This window comes from Kitasatospora sp. NPDC092948, from assembly GCF_044754805.1.
Classification (GTDB): domain Bacteria; phylum Actinomycetota; class Actinomycetes; order Streptomycetales; family Streptomycetaceae; genus Kitasatospora.
On sequence record NZ_JBIVPU010000001.1, the window covers coordinates 273313 to 295008 of the forward strand.

At 74.2% G+C, this 21696-nt stretch carries 10 protein-coding genes; 5 read left to right on the plus strand and 5 right to left on the minus strand.

The genetic code is table 11. The features are described 5' to 3' along the window. Positions 1 to 7 precede the first annotated feature (7 nt). The 3 genes from ACIQF6_RS00975 to ACIQF6_RS00985 all read right to left on the minus strand — a co-directional run bounded on the left by ACIQF6_RS00975 (position 8) and on the right by ACIQF6_RS00985 (position 11877). Positions 8 to 1642 (minus strand): phytoene desaturase family protein, encoded by a 1635-nt coding sequence (locus ACIQF6_RS00975; protein ID WP_400888482.1) that lies wholly within the window; start codon positions 1640 to 1642, stop codon positions 8 to 10. Further along, positions 1629 to 10919 carry an amino acid adenylation domain-containing protein gene (locus ACIQF6_RS00980; RefSeq protein WP_400888484.1) on the minus strand — a complete coding sequence of 3097 codons (9291 nt, stop codon included), beginning with the start codon at positions 10917 to 10919 and terminating at the stop codon, positions 1629 to 1631. Before ACIQF6_RS00980 ends, ACIQF6_RS00975 begins: the two co-directional genes overlap by 14 nt. Before the next feature lie 61 nt (positions 10920 to 10980). Further along, positions 10981 to 11877: a sterol desaturase family protein gene (locus tag ACIQF6_RS00985; protein ID WP_400888485.1), complete on the minus strand. Its 897-nt coding sequence runs from the start codon at positions 11875 to 11877 to the stop codon at positions 10981 to 10983. Between the two features lie 184 nt (positions 11878 to 12061). On the opposite strand from ACIQF6_RS00985, the gene ACIQF6_RS00990 reads away from it, so the two are divergent. The 5 genes from ACIQF6_RS00990 to ACIQF6_RS01010 all read left to right on the plus strand — a co-directional run bounded on the left by ACIQF6_RS00990 (position 12062) and on the right by ACIQF6_RS01010 (position 20395). Continuing rightward, positions 12062 to 13222 carry a cytochrome P450 gene (locus ACIQF6_RS00990; protein ID WP_400888487.1) on the plus strand — a complete coding sequence of 387 codons (1161 nt, stop codon included), beginning with the start codon at positions 12062 to 12064 and terminating at the stop codon, positions 13220 to 13222. Positions 13223 to 13316: 94 nt separating this feature from the next. Then, positions 13317 to 16058: an AAA family ATPase gene (locus ACIQF6_RS00995; protein WP_400888489.1), complete on the plus strand. Its 2742-nt coding sequence runs from the start codon at positions 13317 to 13319 to the stop codon at positions 16056 to 16058. Positions 16059 to 16338: 280 nt separating this feature from the next. Further along, positions 16339 to 17940 (plus strand): tannase/feruloyl esterase family alpha/beta hydrolase, encoded by a 1602-nt coding sequence (locus ACIQF6_RS01000; RefSeq protein WP_400888491.1) that lies wholly within the window; start codon positions 16339 to 16341, stop codon positions 17938 to 17940. A gap of 68 nt (positions 17941 to 18008) precedes the next feature. After that, on the plus strand, positions 18009 to 19157 hold the full coding sequence (locus ACIQF6_RS01005; RefSeq protein WP_400888493.1) for a hypothetical protein: 1149 nt from the start codon (positions 18009 to 18011) through the stop codon (positions 19155 to 19157). 2 nt (positions 19158 to 19159) lie between these two features. Beyond that, positions 19160 to 20395, plus strand: a complete 1236-nt coding sequence (locus tag ACIQF6_RS01010; protein WP_400888495.1) for an ATP-grasp domain-containing protein — start codon at positions 19160 to 19162, stop codon at positions 20393 to 20395. Positions 20396 to 20402: 7 nt separating this feature from the next. Here the strand turns inward: ACIQF6_RS01010 and ACIQF6_RS01015 are convergent, their stop codons facing one another. Beyond that, positions 20403 to 20582 carry a hypothetical protein gene (locus ACIQF6_RS01015; RefSeq protein WP_400888497.1) on the minus strand — a complete coding sequence of 60 codons (180 nt, stop codon included), beginning with the start codon at positions 20580 to 20582 and terminating at the stop codon, positions 20403 to 20405. Continuing rightward, a complete protein-coding gene (locus ACIQF6_RS01020; RefSeq protein ID WP_400888498.1) occupies positions 20579 to 21673 on the minus strand; it encodes an alpha/beta fold hydrolase in 1095 nt (364 codons plus the stop codon). The genes ACIQF6_RS01015 and ACIQF6_RS01020 overlap by 4 nt, the downstream gene beginning before the upstream one ends. Positions 21674 to 21696: the final 23 nt, after the last annotated feature.

Consider the following 21696-nt stretch of genomic DNA (forward strand, 5'->3'; position numbering starts at 1 on the left):
GGTTCCGTCATGCCGACGCGCTCCAGCGGGCGAGTTGGGGCAGGTGTCCGAGCTTTCCGGGGTGCCAGGGCTCCTGGTCGTCGCTCTCCCAGGCGCGGAATTCCAGGCCGAGTTCCTCGCAGAGGTACTGGACGGCGAACCGGCCGCTGGACGCCGCGCGGATCAGGCCGCCCAGGCTGGCCCAGTGGCCGGCCATCGAGAAGCCGCTCAGCCCGGGCAGCCGCATCCGGTCCCGGTTGATCAGCTTGGTGATCAGGTCGTCGGCGCCGGAGAACGCCTTCCAGGCGAGGATGCTGCCGTAGCTGTTGCCGGTGTAGCGCTCCATGGTGGCCGGCGAGGCGACCTCGATCAGGTCGATGCGCTCCCCGAGGCCCGGGTGGCGGCGTTCCAGGAAGGCCCGGACGACGTCGGCGGCGCGCTGCTTGTGCGCCCGGTACTCCTTGCGGTCCCGGGTGCGCAGGTTCTTCCAGTAGTCGTAGTCGCTGAAGTAGGTGCAGTGGATCACCGACTTGCCGGGCGGGGCGAAGCCGTCCGAGTAGCGCGAGCGCTGCTGCACCACCAGGCTGCGCTGGAGCGCGCCGGGCAGTTCGGCGGCCTGCTCGGCGGGGAGCAGGTAGGTGGTGCAGTGCGGGTCGTCGGGGTCGAGTTCGCCGTCGATGCCGAGGAAGACCGAGCACACGGCGGGGAACAGGGTGCCCGGGCGGTGCAGCTCCTCCTGGTAGAGCCGGTCGATCCGGGGCCCGGTGTACTTGCCCTCCAGCAGACGGTAGATGGTGGTCCGGCCGTCGGCGGCGGAGACCACGTGGTCGGCGTAGTGCTTCTCGCCGTTCTTGAGTTCCACGCCGATCGCCCGCCCGTCCTCGACCAGCACCCGTTCGACCCGGGCGCGGTAGTCGATCCGGCCGCCGAGCGAGGTGTAGCGGTGCTCGACCGAGCGCGCCAGGCCCAGCGAACCCCCTTGCGGGAAGCCCGCGTTGAGGTTCCGGGCGGCGGCCATGCTGTACAGGTAGGGCAGCAGCGGGAAGCCTTCCGGGTCCTGGAACAGGATGTTGCGGAACGCCTGCCGCAGCAGTGGGTCCTGGAACCGGTCGGCGAAGGTGTTGAGCGGGGTCGCCGCCGTCCGCCACAGCAGCCGGAACGAGGGCAGCACCGCCCGCAGGGTGTCGAGCTTCTCGCGGGTGGTCTTCAGGGCGGAGGGCTTGAGGAACGGGTGCAGGTCGAGGGCGGCGAACCGCCTGAGGTCCCGGCAGAAGCCGCGGATCGGCCGGGCGTCGGCGGGCGAGAGGTCGAGGAGGTGACGCTCCAGCAGGTCGGGGTCGTTGTAGAAGCTGACGGCGCGGCCGTCCTCGTCGACCACGCGGTTGAACAGGTCGAAGTTGGTGACGGTCTTGCCGTCGAGGGCGCCGAGCTCCCGCCAGACGCGGTTGGCGTCGTTGCCGGGCGCGGTGCCGATCAGCCAGTCGATGCAGTAGTCGAACAGGTAGCCCTTGCGCGACCAGGCGGTGCAACACCCGCCCGGCAGCACGTGCTTCTCGAAGATCCGGCTGCGCATCCCGCTCATCTGCGCGTAGCAGCCGGTGGCGAGGCCCCCGAGGCCGGCGCCGATGACGATGACCCGGGGCCCGGCCTCACTGCTCGGCACCGGTCGCTCCTCCCGTGAGGATGCCGCGGGTCAGTTCCGCGTTGCGGGCGGCGAAGTCCTGGTCGAGCATCTCGGCGTGGCTGCCGAAGCCGCGGAACACGGTCGTCCGGACCGTCGAACTGCCGTGCCAGGTGCCCTGGTTGCCGGCCGCGTAGAACGGCACTTTCTCCTGGTCGGAGATCACGCTGATCAGGCCGCTGACCGCGCCCAGGTTCGGGGTGCGGGCGCAGAAGTCGAGGTACTCCCGGGCCTGGCTGAGGGTCTCCTCGGCGACCAGGTCCGACCCGGTGTGCCGGAGCAGGTGTTCGCGCAGCTCCCGCTCGAACGCGTCGAGGTGCTCGGGTTGGAGGGCGAACGCCTCGGTGATCCGGTAGGAGTCCACGATCAGCACGTGCGGCACCTGGTGGGAGCGCCGCTCCAGCTCCTTGGCGACCTCGAAGGCGAGGTTGCCGCCGAGGGAGTAGCCGAGCAGGGTGCAGGAGCTGTGCTCCGGGAACGACTCGATCAGATCGGCGTAGCGCGCCACCTTGTCGTCCCCGGTCAGGTAGTTGAACGCGACGAACCGGTACTCCGGCAGGTGCGCCGCGATCTGCCGGTACACCAGGCCGTGCCCGCCGGCCGGCGGGAAGCAGAACACCGTCTCGCCGGCCGTGTCCTGCGCGTTGAAGCACAGGTACGGCTGGGCGCCGTCGATCCTGCCGGTGATGACGTGTTCCAGGGTGCGGGCCATGCCGCGCAGCGTGGTGGACTCGAACAGCAGGCTGACGGGGATGGAGACGTTGAACTCGGACCGCAGGTGGTGGATCAGCTCGATCAGTTTGATCGAGCTGCCGCCGGCCTCGAAGAAGTCGTGCTGGAGGCCGACCCGTTCCACACCCAGCAGCGACTTCCAGTGCTCGGCCATCCGCACCTCGAACAGGGTGACCGGAGGCTCGGGTTCGCCGTCCCCGGGATCGAAGGCCGGGGCCGGCAGCGCGGCGGTGTCCACCTTGCCGTTCGGGGTCAGCGGCAGGACGGGCAGCTCGGTCAGGTGCGAGGGCGTCATGTACGCGGGCAGCCGGTCGGCGAGCTGCCGGCGCAGCTCGCGCGGGTCCGGGCTCGCCCACGGCTCGGCGACGTAGTAGGCGCACAGCACCCCGCCGCCCTCATCGACCTGGCGGACCGTCACCGCGCACTGGGCGACGCCCGGCAGTGCGGCCAGCTGGGTCTCGATCTCGCCGGGTTCGATCCGGTGGCCGCGCACCTTGACCTGGTTGTCGGCCCGGCCGAGCAGCCGCACGGTGCCGTCGGCCGCCCAGTGGGCCAGGTCGCCGGTCCGGTACAGCCGCACCGGCCGCCCGCCGAGGGTGCGTTCGACGAAGCGCTCGGCGGTCTGCTGCGGGTCGCCGAGGTAGCAGTCCGCCACGCCGGCGCCGCCGACCCAGAGTTCGCCCGCCACCCCGGGCGGCACCGGCTCGCCGTGCGCGTCGAGGACGTACAGCGCGCTGTTCGGGAACGGCCGTCCGATCGGCACCATCCGGCCCGGTTCGACGCCGTCCGCTGGGCCCTCGTACCAGGCGCTGTCGATGGTCGCCTCGGTCAGCCCGTAGGAGTTGGCCACCCGGGTGTCGGGGCCGCACAGCGCGTGCAGGCGGCGGTGCTCCTCGACCTTCCAGGCGTCCGAGCCGACGATCAGCAGCCGCATGAAGTCCAGCCGGTGGCCCTCGCGTTCGCAGTGCGCGAGCAGGCCGCGGGCCACCGCCGGGACGAACTCGGCGCAGTCGACCCGCTCCTGCACCATCGTCCGGTACAGCCGGGCGGTGTCGAACAGCAGGTCGCGGTCGACCAGCACCAGGTTGCCGCCCGAGCACAGCGCCCGGACCAGGTCGCCGGTGAACACGTCGAACGACTGGGCGGCCATCTGGAGGTGCACCCGGACGTCGCTGTCCAGCCGGTACGCGGAGCGCCAGCCGGCGTACACCGCGGCGAGGTTGCTGTGGCTGACCCGGACGGCCTTGGGGCGGCCGGTGCTGCCGGAGGTGTGGATGACGTACGCGGGCGCGTCCAGGTCGACGACCGGCTCGGGGGCCGTGCCGTCGGCGGCCCGTTCGAGGGCGTCGACGGTCAGCACCTGCGGGGCGAGGCGGTCCAGCTCGGGCCGGTCCCGGTCGGTGAGCAGCAGCACGGCGTCGGCGTTGCCGGTCAGGTAGGCGAGCCGGTCCACCGGGTGCTCGGGGTCCAGCGGCAGGTAGGCGCCGCCGGCCCGGAGCACCGCCAGCAGGGAGACGATCAGCTCGGGCGACTTCTCCTGGCAGACGGCCACCACCGCGCCGTCCTTGACGCCGAGTTCGCGCAGCCGGGCGGCGGCGCGGTGGCTGCGCCGGTCGAGCTCGCCGTAGGAGAGCCGCCGCACGGTGCCGTCGGCCAGCGGCAGCGTGACGGCGACGGCCTCGGGCCGCTCGGCGGCGACCCGGGCGATCAGCCGGTGCACCGGCACCTCGGCGGGCTCGGTGCGCCCCGCGCCGCTCCACTCGTCGAGCAGGCGCTGCTGCTCGCCGGCGTCGAGCAGCGGCAGCCGGTCGGCCTGCCGGTCGCCGGGGGAGCGGGTCAGCGCGTCCAGCAGGTTGCGGTAGTGGCCGGCCATCCGGGCCATCGTGGCGGGCTCGAACAGGTCGGTGTTGTACTTGAACACGCAGTGGTAGGTGCCGTCCGCCCGGTCCTGGTAGGCCGACAGCGTGATGTCGAACTGCCCTTCCTCCTCCGGGAGTTCGATGTAGTCCAGGTGGTAGCCGTACTTGTCGGTGGCCACCTTGTGGGTGAGCAGGATGAACATCGCCTGGAAGACCGCCGACCGGCTCGGGTCGCGCTGCAGCCCGAGCTGCTCGACCAGCAGCACGAACGGGTACTCCTGGTTGTCCAGGCCGCCCAGCACCGTCTCCCGGACCCGGCCCAGCAGTTCGGCGACCGACGGCCGGTCCGCCAGGTCGAGGTGCAGCGGCAGCGGGTTGACGAAGTAGCCGTAGACCGAGCCGAACTCCTCGCGGGTGCGGCCGGTGACCGGGCTGCCCACGATGATGTCGTCCTGCCCGGAGTACCGGTGCAGCAGCAGGTAGTACGCGCTGAGCAGCACCATGAACACCGTGACGTCGTGCTCGCGGGCCAACTCCTGCACGCGGGCGCTGAGTTCCTCGTCCAGCCGGAAGAACTCGGACGCCCCGTTGTGGGTCTGCACGGACGGGCGGGGCTTGTCGGTGGGTAGCCCGAGGACGGGCGTCTCGGCCGGCAGGTGGGTCCGCCAGTACTCCAGCATCCGCTTCGCGTCCGGCCCGGCGAGCAGGCCGTTCTGCCAGTTCAGGAAGTCCAGGTAGCGCGAGGGCACCGGCGGCAGCTCGACCGGGCGGCCGTGCCTGCGGCCCTCGTAGAGGGTGAACAGCTCGTCGATGAAGGTGAAGGTGGAGATCGCGTCGGAGACGATGTGGTGCACCGCCTTCATCAGCACCCAGCGGTCCGGCCCGCGCTTGAACAGCCGCAGCCGCACCAGCGGGTCCCGCTCCAGGTCGTACGGCTTGCGGTACTCCTGGACGATCATGTCGTGGATGTCGTCCCACTCCCGGTCCTGGACGTCGAACAGGCCGGTGTCCGGGCGCGCCTCGGGGTGGATGACCTGGACGGCCCGGCCGTCCTCCAGCAGGAAGTTGGCCCGCAGGGCGGGGTGGCGCTCCAGCAGCACCCGGAAGGCGTCGAACATCAGCTCCGGGTCGAGCTCGGTGCGGATCTCGACGGCGCCGCCGATGTTGTAGGCGAAGGCATCCGGGTTGAGGTGCTTGAGGAACCACAGCGCCTTCTGATTGTGCGTCAGCGGGTACCGCGACTCGTCGGTGTGCAGCTCCACCTCCGCCCGCTCCTCGGGCCCGTCGTCGGCCGCCGAATCCAGCAGCGCCGCGTACAGCCGCTCGACCAGCTCGTCCAGCGGATCGCCGCTGAGCAGCGTCACCACCGGGAGCGCGACGCCCAGGTCGGCGTGGATGCGGGCGCGCAGCTCCATCGCCAGCAGCGAGTCCAGGCCGAGGCTGTTCAGGCCCGCCGCCGGGTCGATCCGCTCCGGCTTCGCCCGCAGCACCGCCGCGACGATCTCGGTGAACCGCTCGGCCAGCAGCGGCCGGCGCGCCTCGGGCGCGGCGGCCCGGAACGCGGCCGGGAACCCGCCCGCCACCGCGGCCTGCGGGACGTCCGCGGCGGCCGCCAGCTCGGCCACCAGCTCCGGCGGCGAGGCGTACCAGGCCTGGAACACCGGCCAGTCGACGACGGTGGCGACCAGCAGCTGCGCCCGGTCCTGGCCGATGATCCGCTCCAGCACGGCCATGCCCGCGGCCGGCGGCAGCGAACTCATCCCGCGCGCCTCGCGGTAGTGGCCGACCAGGCCCAGCTCCTCGATCATGCCGGTCGCCCACGGGCCCCAGTCGATGCTCAGCGCGGGCAGGCCGCGGGCCCGCCGGTGGTGCGCCAGCGCGTCCAGGAAGGCGTTGCCGGCGGCGTAGTTGGTCTGCCCGGCGGTGGTCAGCAGCGAGGCGATCGAGGCGAACAGCACGAAGTGGTCCAGCGGCTCGTCGCGCAGCTGCCGGTGCAGGACCTGCGCGCCGACCACCTTCGGCTCCCAGGCGGCGTCGAAGACCGCCCGGTCCAGCTCCGGCACCAGTGCGTCCCTGACCTGCCCGGCCAGGTGGAACACGCCGCGCACCGGCGGGAGCTGACGGCTTCGGTAGTCCGCCAGCCAGCCGGCCAGGGCGTCCTCGTCGGTGATGTCCAGCGGCACCGGGACGGGGTGCGCGCCGAGCTCCTCCAGCTCCCGCAGGAACGCCACCCGCCGCCCGGCCGGGCTGTCCGGGTCGACGTCCGCCCACTGCTCGCGCTCCGGCAGCGCGGTGCGGCCGACCAGGATCAGCCGGCGGGCGCCGCGCTTGACCAGCGTCCGGCACAGCAGCCGCCCGAGCGCGCCGAACGCGCCCGTCACCAGGTAGCTGCCGTCGGCGCGCAGCCGCAGCGGCAGCGGCCGGGTCAGGTCCTCGGGGCGGCGCAGCCGGCACGTGCGGCGCCGCTCGCCGCGCAGCGCGATCTCCTCCGCGTCGGCGACCGCCAGTTCGCGCAGCAGTGCGGCGGCTTCGGCGGCAGGCTCGGCCGACGCCGCGAGGTCGATCAACTTGCCGCGCTGCCCGACGAGTTCCTGCTGCCACAGGACCCGCCCGATGCCCCAGGCGGGCGCGCCCAGCGGCTCCACCGGATCGTCCTCGACGACCGCCTGAGCGCCCCGGGTGACGATGTGCAGCCGCCCGTTCGGCCGGGCGGCGGGCAGCACCTGGGCCAGCGTGATCAGCGACCAGCCGCCGAGGGTGCCGCAGTCGGCCAGCTGCTCGCGGCCGACCGCGTCGAGCGACGGCAGGTCCAGGTTCCACAGGTGCACGACGGTGTCGAAGGCCTCGTCGAGGTCGGCGAACAGCCGGCGCAGGTCGTCCGCGTCCTCGGGCCGGACGGTCGAGGCGTCCTCGCCGTGCCAGTACTCCGTCCCCGGGCGCACCAGGTGGCAGCTGCCGCCGCGCCCGCGGACCTGCGCGGCGAGTTCCTCGGCGAGGCCGTGCGCGTCGGCGAGCACCACCAGCCGGTCCGGCGGCGGCGCGTCGGTGTGCTCCAACTCCTGGTCGATCCAGGCGGGTTCGGCGAGCCAGCCGTCGATCGCGGCGAGCCCGACGGAGGCCGCGGCGCCCTCGACGCCGGCCGCCCGGAAGCCGGTGACCCGGCCGAGCAGGGCGCCGTCGTCGGCGTGCAGGGCGAGGTCGCCGATCAGCTCGTCGCCGTCCTCCCGGGTGACGGTCGCGTGCACCCAGAACGGCCGGTCGCCGATCCGGTCGAGGCCGACCTCGCCGATCGACAGCGGCAGCCGGATGCCGTTCTCGGGGCGCTCCTCGGTGAGCAGTTGGGGCGTCAGCAGGGTCTGGAAGCAGGCGTCCAGCAGCGTCGGGTGGACGTGGGCGGTGTCGGCGTCCACCGGGCGGGGCTCGGCCGGGGTGATCCGCGCCAGCGCCTCGCCGGGGCCGATCCAGACCTCCGCGATCCGCCGGAACGCCGGGCCGTACCCGTAGCCCAGCCCGGCCAGCTCCCGGTAGCAGTCGGCCCCGGCGAGGTGCCGCCGGGCGCGCGCGCGGACCGCGTCGAAGTCCGGCGCGGGGCCGGCGCCGCGACGCTGGTCGGTGCGGACCACGCCGGACGCGTGGACGGTGCGCTCGGCGCCGACGGAGGCCACCGAGAACGTCACGCCGTCGGAGTCGAAGCCGAGTTGGATGGTGGAGGGCTGCGCCTCGGAGAGGAACAGCGCCTTGGACAGCTCGATGTCGGCCAGTACCGTCCGGTCGGCGCCGGTCAGCACCCGCACCGCCTGCGCGGCCATCTCCAGGTAGCCGGCGGCCGGGAACACCGCGTTGTCCTCGATCCGGTGGTCGGCCAGGTACGGCAGCCGCTCCAGGTCGAGCTGGACCTCCCAGGTCGGCCGGACGTTCGCGGTGCGGCGGCCCAGCAGCGGGTGGTCGAGCCGCCCGAGCCGGACCTGCTCGACCGGCCCGGGCTCCACCCAGTACCGGTCCCGCTTCCACGGGTAGCCCGGCAGCGGCACCGGGGCGCCGTCCGGGTGCAGCGCCGCCCAGTCCAACTCGACGCCCAGGTTGTGCAGTTCGGCGAGCGAACGGGCGAAGCGCTCCGGCTCGTCCTCCTCGCGGCGGATCGACGGCACCGTCCAGCCGGTCGCCTCCCGGCCGTCCAGGCACTCGCGGATCGCGTGGCCGAGGACCGGGTGCGGGCCGACCTCCAGGAACACCTGGTGGCCGTCGTCGACCAGCAGGTCCACGGCGGAGCGGAACCGCACCGCCTCGCGGACGTTCTGCCACCAGTAGCCGGCGTCCAGCTCGGTGCCGTGCGCGCGCCCCTCACGGGCCGTCAGGTACAGCGGGACCTCCGCCGGGCGCGGCTTCAGGTCGGCCAGCGCGGCCAGCAGGTCGTCCCGGATCGGGTCCATCCGCACGCTGTGGTACGGCACCTGCACCGGCAGGAAGCGGGCGAAGACCTGCTCCCGCTCCAGCTCGGCGCCGAGCTGCGCGAGGGTGTCCCGGTCGCCGGAGAGCGTCACCGAGGAGGGGCTGTTGACGGCGGCCACCGAGACCCGGTCGACGCAGGAGCGGATCCGGCGGGCGGCCTCCACCTCGGTCAGACCGACGGCCAACATCGTGCCGGTACCGGCCAGTTGGTGCTGGAGGCGGCTGCGGTGCAGCATCACGCCGACCGCCTCGGCGAGGTCGTACACCCCGGCCTGGTGGAACGCGGCGGCCTCCCCGGTGGAGTGCCCGACCACCGCGTCCGGGCGCACCCCGTAGCTGCGCCACAGCGCGGCCAGGCCGACCTGGACGGCGAAGTTGGCGGGCTGGGCGAGCCAGGTCTCGGCCATCCGCGAGTCGGCCTCGTCGCGGTGCATCTCCTCCAGCAGCGACCAGCCGCCCTGCCGGCGGATCTCGGCGTCGCAGGCCTCGACCGCCTCCCGGTACACCGGCTCCGCCTCGAACAGGCCGCGGCCCATGCCCCACCACTGCGGGCCCATGCCGGTGAACACCCACACCAGGCGGCGCTGCGCGCGCTCCAGCCGGCGGCCGGTCAGCACCCGCGGGTGCGGCTCGCCGCTCTGGTGGGCGGCGAGCGCCTCGTCCAGCTCCTCCCGGGCGTCCGGGGCGTCGGGGGAGTACACCACCGACAGCCGGTACTCGTGGTGCTCGCGGCGCCGGGCCAGGGTGTGGCCGAGGTCGGCCAGCGCCACCGGGGCGCCGTCCGCGCCCGCCAGCTCCTGCCGGACGCCGGCCACCAGCTCCGACAGCCCGGCCGGGTCGCGGGTGCTCAACGGCAGGACGGTGCGGGCGGGCCGACGCGCGGGCGGGGCGGCGGCCGGGCGTACCGGTGCCTCCTCCAGCAGCACGTGGGCGTTGGTGCCGCCGAAGCCGAAGGAGTTCACGCCCGCCCGGGCGGGGCCGTCGTGCGCGGGCCACTCCACCGCCGTGGTCGGGACCTCGAACGGCAGCGCGGCCCAGTCGATCGCGTCGGTGGGCCGCTCCAGGTTGATGTGCGGCGGAATCTGCCGGTGCTTCAGCGCCAGCACCGTCTTGACCAGTCCGGCGATGCCGGCCGCCGCCTCGGTGTGCCCGATGTTGGTCTTCACCGAGCCGACGTAGCAGCGGTCGCCGGGCCGGCGGCCCTCGGCCAGGACCCGCCCCAGCGCCTGCGCCTCGATCGGGTCGCCGACCGGGGTGGAGGTGCCGTGCGCCTCCACGTACTGGAGGCTGCCCGGTGCGATGCCCGCCTCGGCGCAGACCCGGCGCACCAGGGTGACCTGCGCGTCCGGGTTGGGCACCGTGATGCCGTCGGTGCGGCCGTCCTGGTTGACGCCGCTGCCGAGCACCACGGCGTGGACCGGGTCGCCGTCGCGCAGTGCGTCGGAGAGCCGCTTGAGCGCGACCACGCCGACGCCCTCGGCCCGGACGTAGCCGTCGGCCGTCGCGTCGAACGCCCGCGAGCGGCCCTCGGCGGACAGGAAGCCGCCCTTGGTCTCGGCGATGGTGTACTGCGGCGCCAGGTGCAGCAGGGTGCCGCCGGCCAGCGCGAGGTCGGTCTCGCCGCGCAGCAGGCTCTGCCGGGCCAGGTGCAGGGCGACCAGGGAGGAGCTGCACGCGGTGTCGATGGAGACGCTGGGGCCGCGGAAGTCGAAGCAGTGCGAGATGCGGTTCGACACCATCGTCATCATGGTGCCGGTCGCGGTGTGCGCGGCCAGCGTGTCGAAGCTCAGGTCGGCGAACTGGAGGATCTTGTAGTCGAGGGTGAACGCGCCGACGTACACGCCGACTTCGCGCCCGGCGAGCAGGCCGGGCAGCTGCCCGCCGTCCTCCAGGGCCTCCCAGGCCACCTCCAGCAGCTTGCGCTGCTGCGGATCCATGTGGGCGGCCTCGCGCGGGCTGATGCCGAAGAACTCGGGGTCGAACTCGTCCATCCCGTCGATGTAGCCGCCGCGCCCGCCGATCAGGCGGCCCGGTTTGGTCCGGTCCCGGCTGCCCAGGGTGGCGGTGTCGTAGCGGTCGGCCGGGGTCGGCACGATGCAGTCCCGGCCCTCGATCAGGTTGCGCCAGAAGCCCCGGTGGTCGCGGACTCCGCCGGGAAACCGGCAGCCGATGCCGATGATCGCGATCCGGTCCTGTTGGTCGTCGGTCGAGTCCGTCATGGTCCGTTCCGTGTGTCGTGGCGCCCCGGGACGGGACGGCTGGGCGGGGGCGGGGGCCGGGTCAGCCGGCCGAGTCGGTGGTGGCGTCGGCAACGGGACGCCAGGGGTGCAGCAGGCTGGCGAGCACGCTGGTGGTGGGCGGGAAGCTGGCCGGGTCGCTCAGCCCGACCGCCGCCGGGACCTGTCCGGGCCGCCAGGTGAAGCTGCCGAACAGGTGGTCCCAGACGGCGAGGTCCGCGCCGTAGTGGCCGGCCTCGGCGAGGTCGGTGCTGTGGTGCAGCCGGTGCTGCTCCGGGCTGCCGAGGACGTGGTTGAGCCAGCCGAGTCGGACGTCGATGTTGGCGTGCACGAAATACCCCTGGGCGACCACGAACAGCGTGGCGCAGAAAATTGATTCCCGGGAGAAACCGAGCCAGGCCAGCACCAGTTGGACGGCGGCCTGCCCGAGCAGGACGTCGAGCACATGGTTGACGCCGTTGTTGGTGACATTCACCTTGTCCAGTCCGTGGTGGACGCCGTGCAGCCGCCACAGCCAGGACTGGTGGTGGGACCAGCGGTGGAAAAGGTACTTCGCCAGCGAGCCGGCGAGCAGGGCGAGCGGGATCTCGGCGCCCAGCGACAGCGTCGGATGCGGCGGCGCCAGGCGGGCCACCAGGGCCGCGACCAGCAGCTGGCCGATCGCCCCGCCCACCATCGTCAGGACGAAGTAGACGCCGTAGCACCGGAGTTCACGCCCGCCCGGGTGCCACTCCCGGCGGTAGGGGATGAGCCGTTCGAGGGCCCAGAGGTAGCCGATGACGCCGAGCTGGTGGAGTACGAGGACGCGTCCGATGTCCCAGTGCTCGCGGAGGGTGGCAATGGCCGCCACGGGTACCGCGAGAAGCAGGACGGGATAGGCGGTGTATCGCAGAACAGCGATGGATCCGACTCCCGGACCGACGGCTCTCTCTGGGCTCAACGCACGGCCCTCCGGATGAATCGTCACCGAACTGAACGGGAAACGATGCTAACCACAGGGGAAGCGGACTCGGCGGAACCGACATGGCTCGGCCTGAAAGAAATCTGATGGTCAGTCAGGTAGCGTAATCGGCAATTCCTGCCCCATTCGGAGCACCGGCGACCGCCGCCGACCTGGAGGTGCCATGTCCACCCATCTGCCGCCGCTGCACGCACTGGACCTCCCCGAGGCCGCGCCGCCGTACCTGAGCACCCTGCGGGACGGCGCCCCCGCCTGGGTGGTGACCAGGTACCAGGACGTACGGCAGGTGCTGACCGACCCGCGGTTCGTGCGCGCCGAGGACGGCGCTCCCGCCGGCGATGCCGCGCTCAACGTGTCCACCGACCCGGCGTCGCTCTACAACCAGAACGGCTCCGACCACCAGCGGTTGCGGCGTACCGTGCAGGGCGCCTTCACGCCCCGGGCGGTCGCCCGCTGGCAGCCCTGGGTGGAGACGGTGGTCGGGCGGCTGCTGGAGGAGCTGGTGGCGGTCGGGCCGCCGGCCGACGTGGTCGCCGAGTTCACCGGCGTGCTGCCGTTCGCCGTCGCGGAGCGCCTGATGGGCCTGGACGGCCTGGACTACCGGCAGCTGCGCCGGTGGGCCGCCTGCCTGACCGCCGACGGTGCCGAATCGGACGGCCAGGTCTCGCAGGACCAGCGGGAGTTCGCGAAGTTCGCGGCCGAGCTGCTGGCCGAGCGCCGCCGCCGGCCCGGCGAGGACGTGGTGAGCCGCCTGGTGCAGGCCGCCGACGAGGCCGGCGGCATCCCCGAGGAGCAGCTGACGTTCCTGGTCGGCGGACTGGCGGCCAGCGGCAGCGACAGCGTCGCGGCGGTCCTCGCCAACTCCCTGCTGTACCTGCTCGGCGAGCGGCCCGGGAGCTGGCCCCGGCTCGCCGAGGAGGAGCAGGCCGGGCACGCCACGGAGTGGCTGCTGCACCACATCCAGCTGGGCGACGACAAGTTCACCACCCGTCAGGCCGTGCGGGCCGCCGAGGTCGCCGGGGTGCCCGTCACGGCCGGCGAGACCGTCGCCATCTGCCTCGGCAGCGCCAACCGCGACCCGGCGGTCTTCCCGGACGGCCTGGCGGGCGACCTGTTCGCCCCCCTGCCGTCCCCCACCCTGGCCTTCGGCGCCGGCCCGCACTACTGCCTGGGCACCTGGCTGGCCCGCACCCAGCTGAGGACCGCCCTGCACCGCCTCGCCGCCCGGCTCCCCGACCTCCGCCTCGCCGACCCGTCCGCCCCCGTCGACTGGCGCCTCGGCGCCACCACCCGCAGCGCGCGCAGCCTGCGGGTGCGCTGGTGAGCGGACGCGCCGATCACCGACCTGCCGAGCCGCCCGCGAACTGACGGCGCATCGGGGAGGTGCCGCGCCGGTTCGTAGGATGGGACGCGGCCGGATGCGCACCGGAGGGGACATGGTGGACCAGGCGAAGCGTCAACTGCTCGGGCGGGAGCGCGAGTCGGAGCTGCTCGACGACCTGCTGCGCGAGGTGCGCGACGGGCGGAGCCGGGTGCTGGTGCTGCGCGGCGAGGCGGGCGTCGGCAAGTCGGCGCTGCTCGACCGACTGGCCGAGCGGGCCGGGCGGTCGCAGGTGGTGCGGGCGGCCGGGGTGGAGGCCGAGGCGGAGTTCGCGTACGCGGCGCTGCAACGGCTGTGCGCCCCACTGCTGGCGGGGCTGGAGGGACTGCCGCCGGTGCAGCGGGACGCGCTGCGGGTGGCGTTCGGGCTGAGCGCCGGGAACCCGCCCGAGATGCTGCTGGTCGGCATGGCGGTGCTCGGCCTGTTCGCCGAGGCCGCGGCCGAGGCGCCGCTGGTGTGCCTGGTGGACGATGCGCAGTGGCTGGACCTGATGTCGCAGCGGATCCTGGCGTTCGTCGGACGCCGGCTGGACTCCGAATCGGTGGCCCTGGTCTTCGCCGAGCGGACCGCCGACGGGGAGAGCGGCGACGAGGGCTTCGCCGGCCTGCCGGACCTGACGCTGCGCGGTCTGGGCGACTCCGACGCCCGGGCGCTGCTCGACCGGGTGCTGCCGGGGCCGGTGGACGCCCGGGTCCGGGACCGGATCGTCGGCGAGACCGGCGGGAACCCGCTCGCCCTGCTGGAACTGCCGTCCGGACTGACGGCCGCACAGCTGGCCTTCGGCCTCGGCGGACCGGGGGCCGGCCCGCTGACCGGCCGGGTCGAGGCCGGCTTCCGCCGCCGCATCGAGGCACTGCCCGCCGACACCCGCGCACTGCTGCTGGTCGCCGCCGTCGAACCGGTCGGCGACGGGCCGCTGCTGTGGCAGGCGCTGCGCCTGCTGGGCATCGGCGCGGACGCGGCGGCACCCGCCGAGGCCGCCGGCCTGATCACCGTCGGCGCCCCGGTGCGGTTCCGGCACCCGCTGGTGCGCTCGGCCGTGTGGCGCGCCGCCGACGCCGCCGCGCTGCGCGCGGCCCACCGGGCGCTGGCCGACGCCACCGACGGCGGGCGCGACCCCGACCGGCAGGCCTGGCACCGGGCGCACGCCGCGACCGGCCCGGACGAGGACGTGGCCGCCGCCCTGGAGCACTCCGCCGACCGGGCGCTGGCGCGCGGCGGCCGGGCCGCCGCCGCGTCCTTTCTGGAACGGGCCGCCGCGCTCAGCCCCGACCCGAAGGGGCAGGCGCGGCGCGCGTTGGCCGCCGCGGCCGCCCACCTGGCCGCCGGCCTCGCCGACCGGGTGCCCGACCTGCTCGCCGCCGCCGAACTCGGCCCGCTGGACCCGCTTCAGCAGGCCGACGTCCACCGGCTGCGGGCCCGGGCGGCCACCCTGACCGACCAGGGGTCCGGCACGGTGGGCCCGCTGCTCGACGCCGCGGACCGGCTCGTCGACCTCGACCCGGCCGCCGCGCGGGACACCTGCCTGACGGCGTTCGGCGCCGCGATCCGGGCCGGCCGCCACGACGAGCGGGCGCTGCGGCGGGTCGCCGACGCGGCCCGCGCGCTGCCGCCGGGCGACGAGCCGGCCGGCGTCCTGCTGCGGGCGCTGAGCGGCTGGGCCGTCGAGGGGACGGCCGCCGCCCGGCCGCTGCTGGCCGAGGCGCTGCGCCCGCGCGCCGTCGCCGAGGACCCGTCCCTGCTGTGGGCGGTCGCCGACGTCGCCGCCGAACTGGGCGACCTGGCGGCCTGGTTGGACGTCACCGACCGGGCGGTGCGGACCGCCCGGGAGACCGGCGCGCTGTCCACCCTCGCGGCGGCGCTGCCGAACCGGGCGACCGCCCTGGCCTTCGCCGGGCGTTTCGCCGAGGCCCGCGAGCTGCTGGCGGGAGCCGCCGCCGTCGAGACCGGCGGGGAGGCGGCGATGCGGGCGGGCACAGCCGCGCTGCTGGACGCCCACCAGGGGCCGGAGCGGCCGACCCTGGCGGCGATCGAAGCGGTGGAACGGGACGCCGAGCGGCGCGGCCTGGGCCGGCTCGCCGCCACGGCGGCGCTGGCCCGGGCGGTGCTCCACAACGGCCACGGCTCCTACCCGTCGGCGCTGGACGCGGCGCTGCGCGGCACCGGGCACCGGGATCTCGCCGTCCACCACTGGACGTGTGCCGAACTCGTCGAGGCCGCGACCCGGGCCGGCGACCTGGACGCGGCGGCCCGGGCCCGCGAGCAGCTGGCCGAGCGGGCCCGGGCCGGCACCCCCTGGGCGCTCGGCGCGCACGCCGTCGCCGACGCCCTGGCCGGGCCGCCGGAGCAGGCCGAGGACCGCTACCGGGAGGCCGTCCAGCACTTCGCCGCGGGCGGACTCGCCGTCTTCGAGGCCCGCGCCCGGCTGCTGCTCGGCGAGTGGCTGCGCCGGCAGAACCGCCGCGCCCGGGCCCGCGACGACCTGCGCGCCGCGCACGACGCGTTCGCGTCGATGGGCATGGAGGCGTTCGCGGAACGGGCCCGGCAGGAGCTGCTGGCCACCGGCGAGACGGTGCGCAGGCGCGAGGTCGGCGCCCCCGTCCTCACCCCGCAGGAGACCCGGATCGCCCGCCTCGCGGCCGGCGGCCACCCCAACGCGGAGATCGGCGCGCAGCTGTTCCTCAGCCCCCGCACCGTCGAGTGGCACCTGCGCAAGGTGTTCACCAAGCTGGGCGTCTCCTCCCGCCGCGAGCTCGACGGCGCGCTGTCCGCCCGCTGACCGACCGTCAACGGCAGGACCGCGCGGGCTCCGCCACCGGACGGTGAGGCGGAGCCGCGCGCCCGCCCCGGCCGGGGCGGGGTCGTCGACGGCGACGGTCGGGGCGGCCGGGCCGCCGGTCGCAGGGCCCGTTCGGCTCCGTCAAGGCCCGGACGCCCTCCGCCCGCAGCGGACCGGACGGATCGCGGCCGCGGGAATCCGCAGTCGGATGACTGATGTGCCCGGGTCGGCGCGCGGGCGAGGGTGGTCACGCGCGATTCCCGAGTTCGAGGAGAAAGACATGGATCGACGGCTTCTGAGGCTCGCGGCGGCAGGCTTTTCGCTGGCGGCGGCCGCGGCCGTCAACGTGCCGGCGAGCGCCGCTCCGGCGGCCGCCGGCTCCGCCCCGCCGGCCTGCGCCCCCGTCCGTCCCGCGGTGCCGGACGGCGCCGCCGTGGCGTCGGTGACGGCGACGCCCGTGCCGGCGGGGACGTTCCAGGTGCCCGGAACCCCGCCGCTGGGCGGCGGCCAGGTCGCGGACGTGCCGGCGCACTGCGAGGTGACCGTCACGCTGACCCACCCGGGCGCGAACGACCTTGCCACGGTGCGGATCTGGCTGCCGGAGTCCGGCTGGAACGGGCGCTTCCAGGCGGTCGGAGGCTCCGCGTACGCCGCCGGGAACATCGGCTCGGTGGCCGCGGCGGTCAAGCAGGGCTACGCGGCGGGCACCACCGACGCGGGCGTGGACACCAGCGGCCTGGACAGCAGTTGGGCGCTGAACGGGCAGGGCCGGGTCGACACCGCGCTGCTGGAGAACTTCGCCTCGCGCTCGGTCCACGAGCTGGCGGTCGTCGGCAAGCAGGTCGTCGACGGCGCCTACGCCCACACCGCGTTCCACTCGTACTTCAACGGCTGCTCCACCGGCGGACGCCAGGGCTACATGGAGGCGCAGCGGTACCCCACCGACTTCGACGGCATCAACGCCGACGCCCCGGCCGTCAACTGGAACCAGTTCGAAGTGGCCTCGCTGTGGCCGCAGGTGGTGATGAACGAGCAGCACACCTATCCCACCGCCTGCGAGTTCAACCTGTTCAACCAGGCGGCGCTGAAGGCCTGCGACAAGCTCGACGGCGTGGCCGACGGCCTGATCGGCGACCCGAACCGGTGCGACTTCGACCCGCGGCGGCTGATCGGCGCCAAGGTGGTGTGCGAGGGCAAGGAGTACACCATCGGCGCCGCCGACGCCGAGGTGGTCCGCCGGATCTGGGACGGCCCGCGCGACAGCGACGGCCGGCGGCTCTGGTACGGGCTGCCGATCGGGGCCGACTTCCTCCCGCTCGCCGCCAGCACCACCGCGGACGGCGTCACCACCGGCTCGCCGTTCGTCGTCCCCGCCCAGTGGGTCGCCAACTTCGTGCAGAAGCAGCCCGGTTACAGCGCGGCGAACCTGACGTACCCGCAGTTCGCGGAGATCTTCAAGAAGGCCCGCGCCGAGTTCGACCCGGTCATCGGCACCCGCGACGCGGACCTGTCCGCGTTCCGCAGGGCCGGTGGCAAGCTGCTCACCTGGCACGGCGACGCCGACCAGCTGATCCCCACCCGGGGCACCGTCGACTACCGCAAGCGCGTCGAGGACCGGATGGGCGGCAGTGCGAAGGTCGACGACTTCTACCGGGTCTTCCTGGCGCCCGGCGTCTCGCACTGCGCCCTGAACGACGTCGACGACCTGGCGGCGCTGACCGCCTGGGTCGAGCAGGGCAAGGCGCCGGACGTGCTGCACGCCACCCTGCCCACCGCGGACGGCCGCACCGTCGCCCGCGAGGTGTGCCGCTACCCGATGGTCTCCCGCTACACGCACGGCGACCCGAACGCGGCGAGCAGCTTCCGCTGCGTCAAGCCCTGATCCGACCGCAGGCGGGCCGGCGACGCCCTCGCCGGCCCGCCGTCCTCCGTCGCGGACAAGGAGTGCACGTGGACCGAACCGAACTCTTCAACGGCACCGCGCCGGGCCGCCCGGCGCCCGTCCGTTCGCCGTCGCCGCTTCGCGACTACGTCCTGCACGAGCTCCCGCAGGACCTCGCCGAGGTGGCACGCGGCGATTTGACGCACCATCAACTGGCCCTGAAGCAGCGCGAATTGCTGACCGGAGTCGGCCCGCTCGGGGACGACCCGCGCGCGGCCCGCGTCACCCAGCTCGACCTGCTCTTCATGCTCAGCGGGTTCGTGCCCGGTGGGCCGCACGCCGCCCCCCGCGAGCTGACGGAACTGATCTCCGCGCAGTGCGCGCGGTTCCCCGGCCTGGACCCGCACCTGAGCTACGAGCTGCTGATCGACGTCAACAGCGAGGAGTTCGAACGCTGCGGCGACATCCGGGTGTTCTCCGAAGGCCGACTCGGCGCGCTGGAACGGGACTTCTACCTCGGCCACCACCTGTCCGAGCCGTGGGTCAGGTCCGCCGCCTACGGCCTGCGGGCCCTGGTCGCCGCGCCGGACGCGGTGAAACCGGCCGCGGTGCTGGACGAATCCGCCCGCTGCGTCGCGGAGTTCACCTCGCACATGGCGAGCTACCGCAAACTGTCCGAGCAGGCGTTCGGCCACTTCCGGCCGTACCACATGGGCCACCCCGGCGGCCCGCGCGGAGCGAGCGGGGCGTTCATGCCCAGCGTCCAGCTCCTCGAACTGGTGCTGCTGCCCCCGACCGAGGAGTACGGCAGCTACCTGGACCAGGCGATGTCCTACTTCCCGTCCTGGGCCCGGCCGGTGGTCGCCCAGTGGCGGAGCGCCTCCAGCCTGGGCCTGAACGTGGCACAGTCCGTGCGCAACGGCCGGCTGGTGCTCGACGAGGCCGGCACCGCCCGACTGGTCCGGCTGATCGACCGGTTCGTCGACTTCCGGATGGTGCACCTGGGCATCACCCGGCGCATGCTGCCGGAGGCGTTCACGGACCGGACCGGGCTCACCCGCCGGGAGATCGGCGCGCAGGCCGGCGAGCACGGCATCCTGAACGCCGAACACCCCGGCACCTCCGGATTCAGCGTGCGCCACGTCCTCACCAACGCCGTCCACCGGCTCCTCGAACTCCGCCGGGAGATCCTCGCCGGCCCGACCCGCAGGGGGTAGCGATGGCAGCGTTCCGCGTGGCGGTCGTCGACGCGTTCGGCGCGGCCCACGGCCACGTCGACGCCTTCGGCGCGGTCGGCGGCGAAGTCGTCCACGTCCGGAGCACACCCCGACTGCCGTTCGGCGTCGACCCGGTGGACGAGACGACGTTCGGCCGGGTGCTGATCCACGACGGCGACACCGCCGCCACGGCCGCCCGGCTGGCGGCGCTGCGGCCCGTCGCCGTCCTGCCCGGCCGGGAGACCGGGGTGGAACTCGCCGACGCCCTCTCCGAACGGCTCGGCCTGCCCACCAACGGCACCGCGCTCAGCGCGGCGCGCCGCGACAAGTACCTCCAGATCGAGGCACTGCGGGCCCGCGGCGTCCCCGCCATGCGCCAGATCCGCACCGCGGACGAGACCGAACTACGCGCCTGGCACGAACAGTTGGGCCGCCGGGCAGTGGTCAAACCGCTGCGCAGCTACTGGGGCGACGGCGTGACGTTCTGCGACTCGCCGGACCAGTCCGTCACCGCGCTGCGCCGGCTCCGCAGCCGTGGCACGGTGCACGGCGAGCCGATCGACGAGGTGGTGGCGCAGGAGTACCTGGTCGGCGCCGAGTACATCCTGAACACCGTCAGTAGCGCGGGGACGCACCAGTTGACCGACGCCTGGCGCACCGAGCGGATCTCCGCCAACGGGGTGCGGGACCTGGTGGTGGCCCAGGTGCTGGTGCGCGCCGACGAGCAGCCTGTCCCCGAACTCGCCGGGTACGGCCGCCGGGTGCTCGACGCGCTCGGCATCCGGCACGGCGCCGCCCACCTGGAGATCAAGCTGACGCCGGACGGCCCGCGGCTGATCGAGGCGGGCGCCCGGATGTCGGGACTGCCGTACTACACCGACGACCTGCTGGGCGAGGGCCAACTGGAGTGGATCGTCGACGCCTACGCCCGCCCGGAGCGGTTCCGCGCCCGGGCCGGCCGGGACTACCGGCGGCGGCACGCGTTCGCCTGGGCCGCACTGGTCTCGCCGGCCGCCGGGCGGCTGATCCGCTACCGGGCGCTCGACCGGATCCGCGCGCTGGAGAGCTTCCGCGACCTCACCGTGCTGGTCGAACCCGGCGACCCGATCACCCCGACCACCTACGACCGGGGCTACCCGGCCACCCTCACCCTGGAACACCCGGTGGACGCGGTGCTCCAGCGCGACCTCAACACGGTGCGGTACCTCGACGGCGACGGCATGTACGACATCGGCTGACGCCCGCTCAGAGGCCCAGGTCTGCCGCCAGGCAGGCGAAGCGAACCGCCTGGGCGTCGGGGTCGTACCCGGCGCCCGGCCGGGCCGCCGGGGGCTGCTCCTGGACCAGGTCCGCGAACGCGACCCGCTCCGGGAGCGTGCCGAACCGGGCCCGGCGTTCCGCCGCCGCCCGCTCGTCGGCGGTCACCGGCGCACCGCCAGGCGGTCGGCGTCCAGCACGGCCCGGGCGAACTCCGCCGGGGCCTCCTGCGGCGCGTTGTGGCCGACGCCGGCCAGCACGCGGTGCTCGTACGGGCCGGTGAAGAACTGCCGGTACCCGCTGCCGTCGGTGGAGGCCAGGAATGGGTCCAGCGCCGGGTCCAGGGCGACGGTCGGCACCGCGACGGCCGGCCGGGCGGCGAGCAGCCGCTCGTACCGGTCGTAGCGGCGCTCGCCGTCGGCCAGACCCAGCCGCCAGCGGTAGTTGTGGATCACGATGGCGGCGTAGTCGGGGTTCTCGAACGCCGCCGCGGTGCGCTCGAAAGTGGCGTCGTCGAAGTCCCAGGTGGGGGAGACCTCGTCCCACACCAGCCGGCACAGGTCGTGCCGGTTCTGCCTGGTCTCCATGGCGACACGGCCGCGGTCGGTGGCGAAGTAGTACTGGTACCACCAGGTGTGCTCGGCCTTCGGCGGCAGCGGGTTGCGCTGCGCCGCCACGTCGGTGATCAGGTAGCCGCTCACCGACACCAGCGCCCGGACCCGCTCGGGCCACAGCGCCGCGATGATGTCGGCGGTCCGCGAACCCCAGTCGAAACCGGCCAGCACCGCCTGCCGGATCCGCAGGGCGTCCATCAGCGCGACGATGTCCAGCGCGATCGCCGACTGCTGCGCGTTGCGGACCGTGGTCGGCGACAGGAACGCGGTGGTGCCGTGGCCCCGCAGGTACGGCACGATCACCCGGTAGCCGGCGTCCGCCAGCAGCGGGGCCACGTCGACGAAGCTGTGGATGTCGTACGGCCAGCCGTGCAGGCAGACGACCACCGGACCGTGCTTCGGCCCGAGCTCCGCGTAGCCGACGTCGAGCACGCCGGCCCGCACCTGCTTCAGGTCGGTGAACGCGGTGAGGGCGCTCTGCGCGGTCGGGGTCGGTGCGGTGGCGGACGCGGTGGCGGACGCGGGGGCGTGCGGGGCGGCCGAGGCTGCGTCGGTCGGGGACGCGTTGGCCGGTACGGCGGTGGTGCCGAGGCCGAGGCCGAGGCCGAGACCGACCGCCGTGGTGAAGGTACGCCTGCTGATCATGTGTGGTCCTTTCCGGAGAAGCA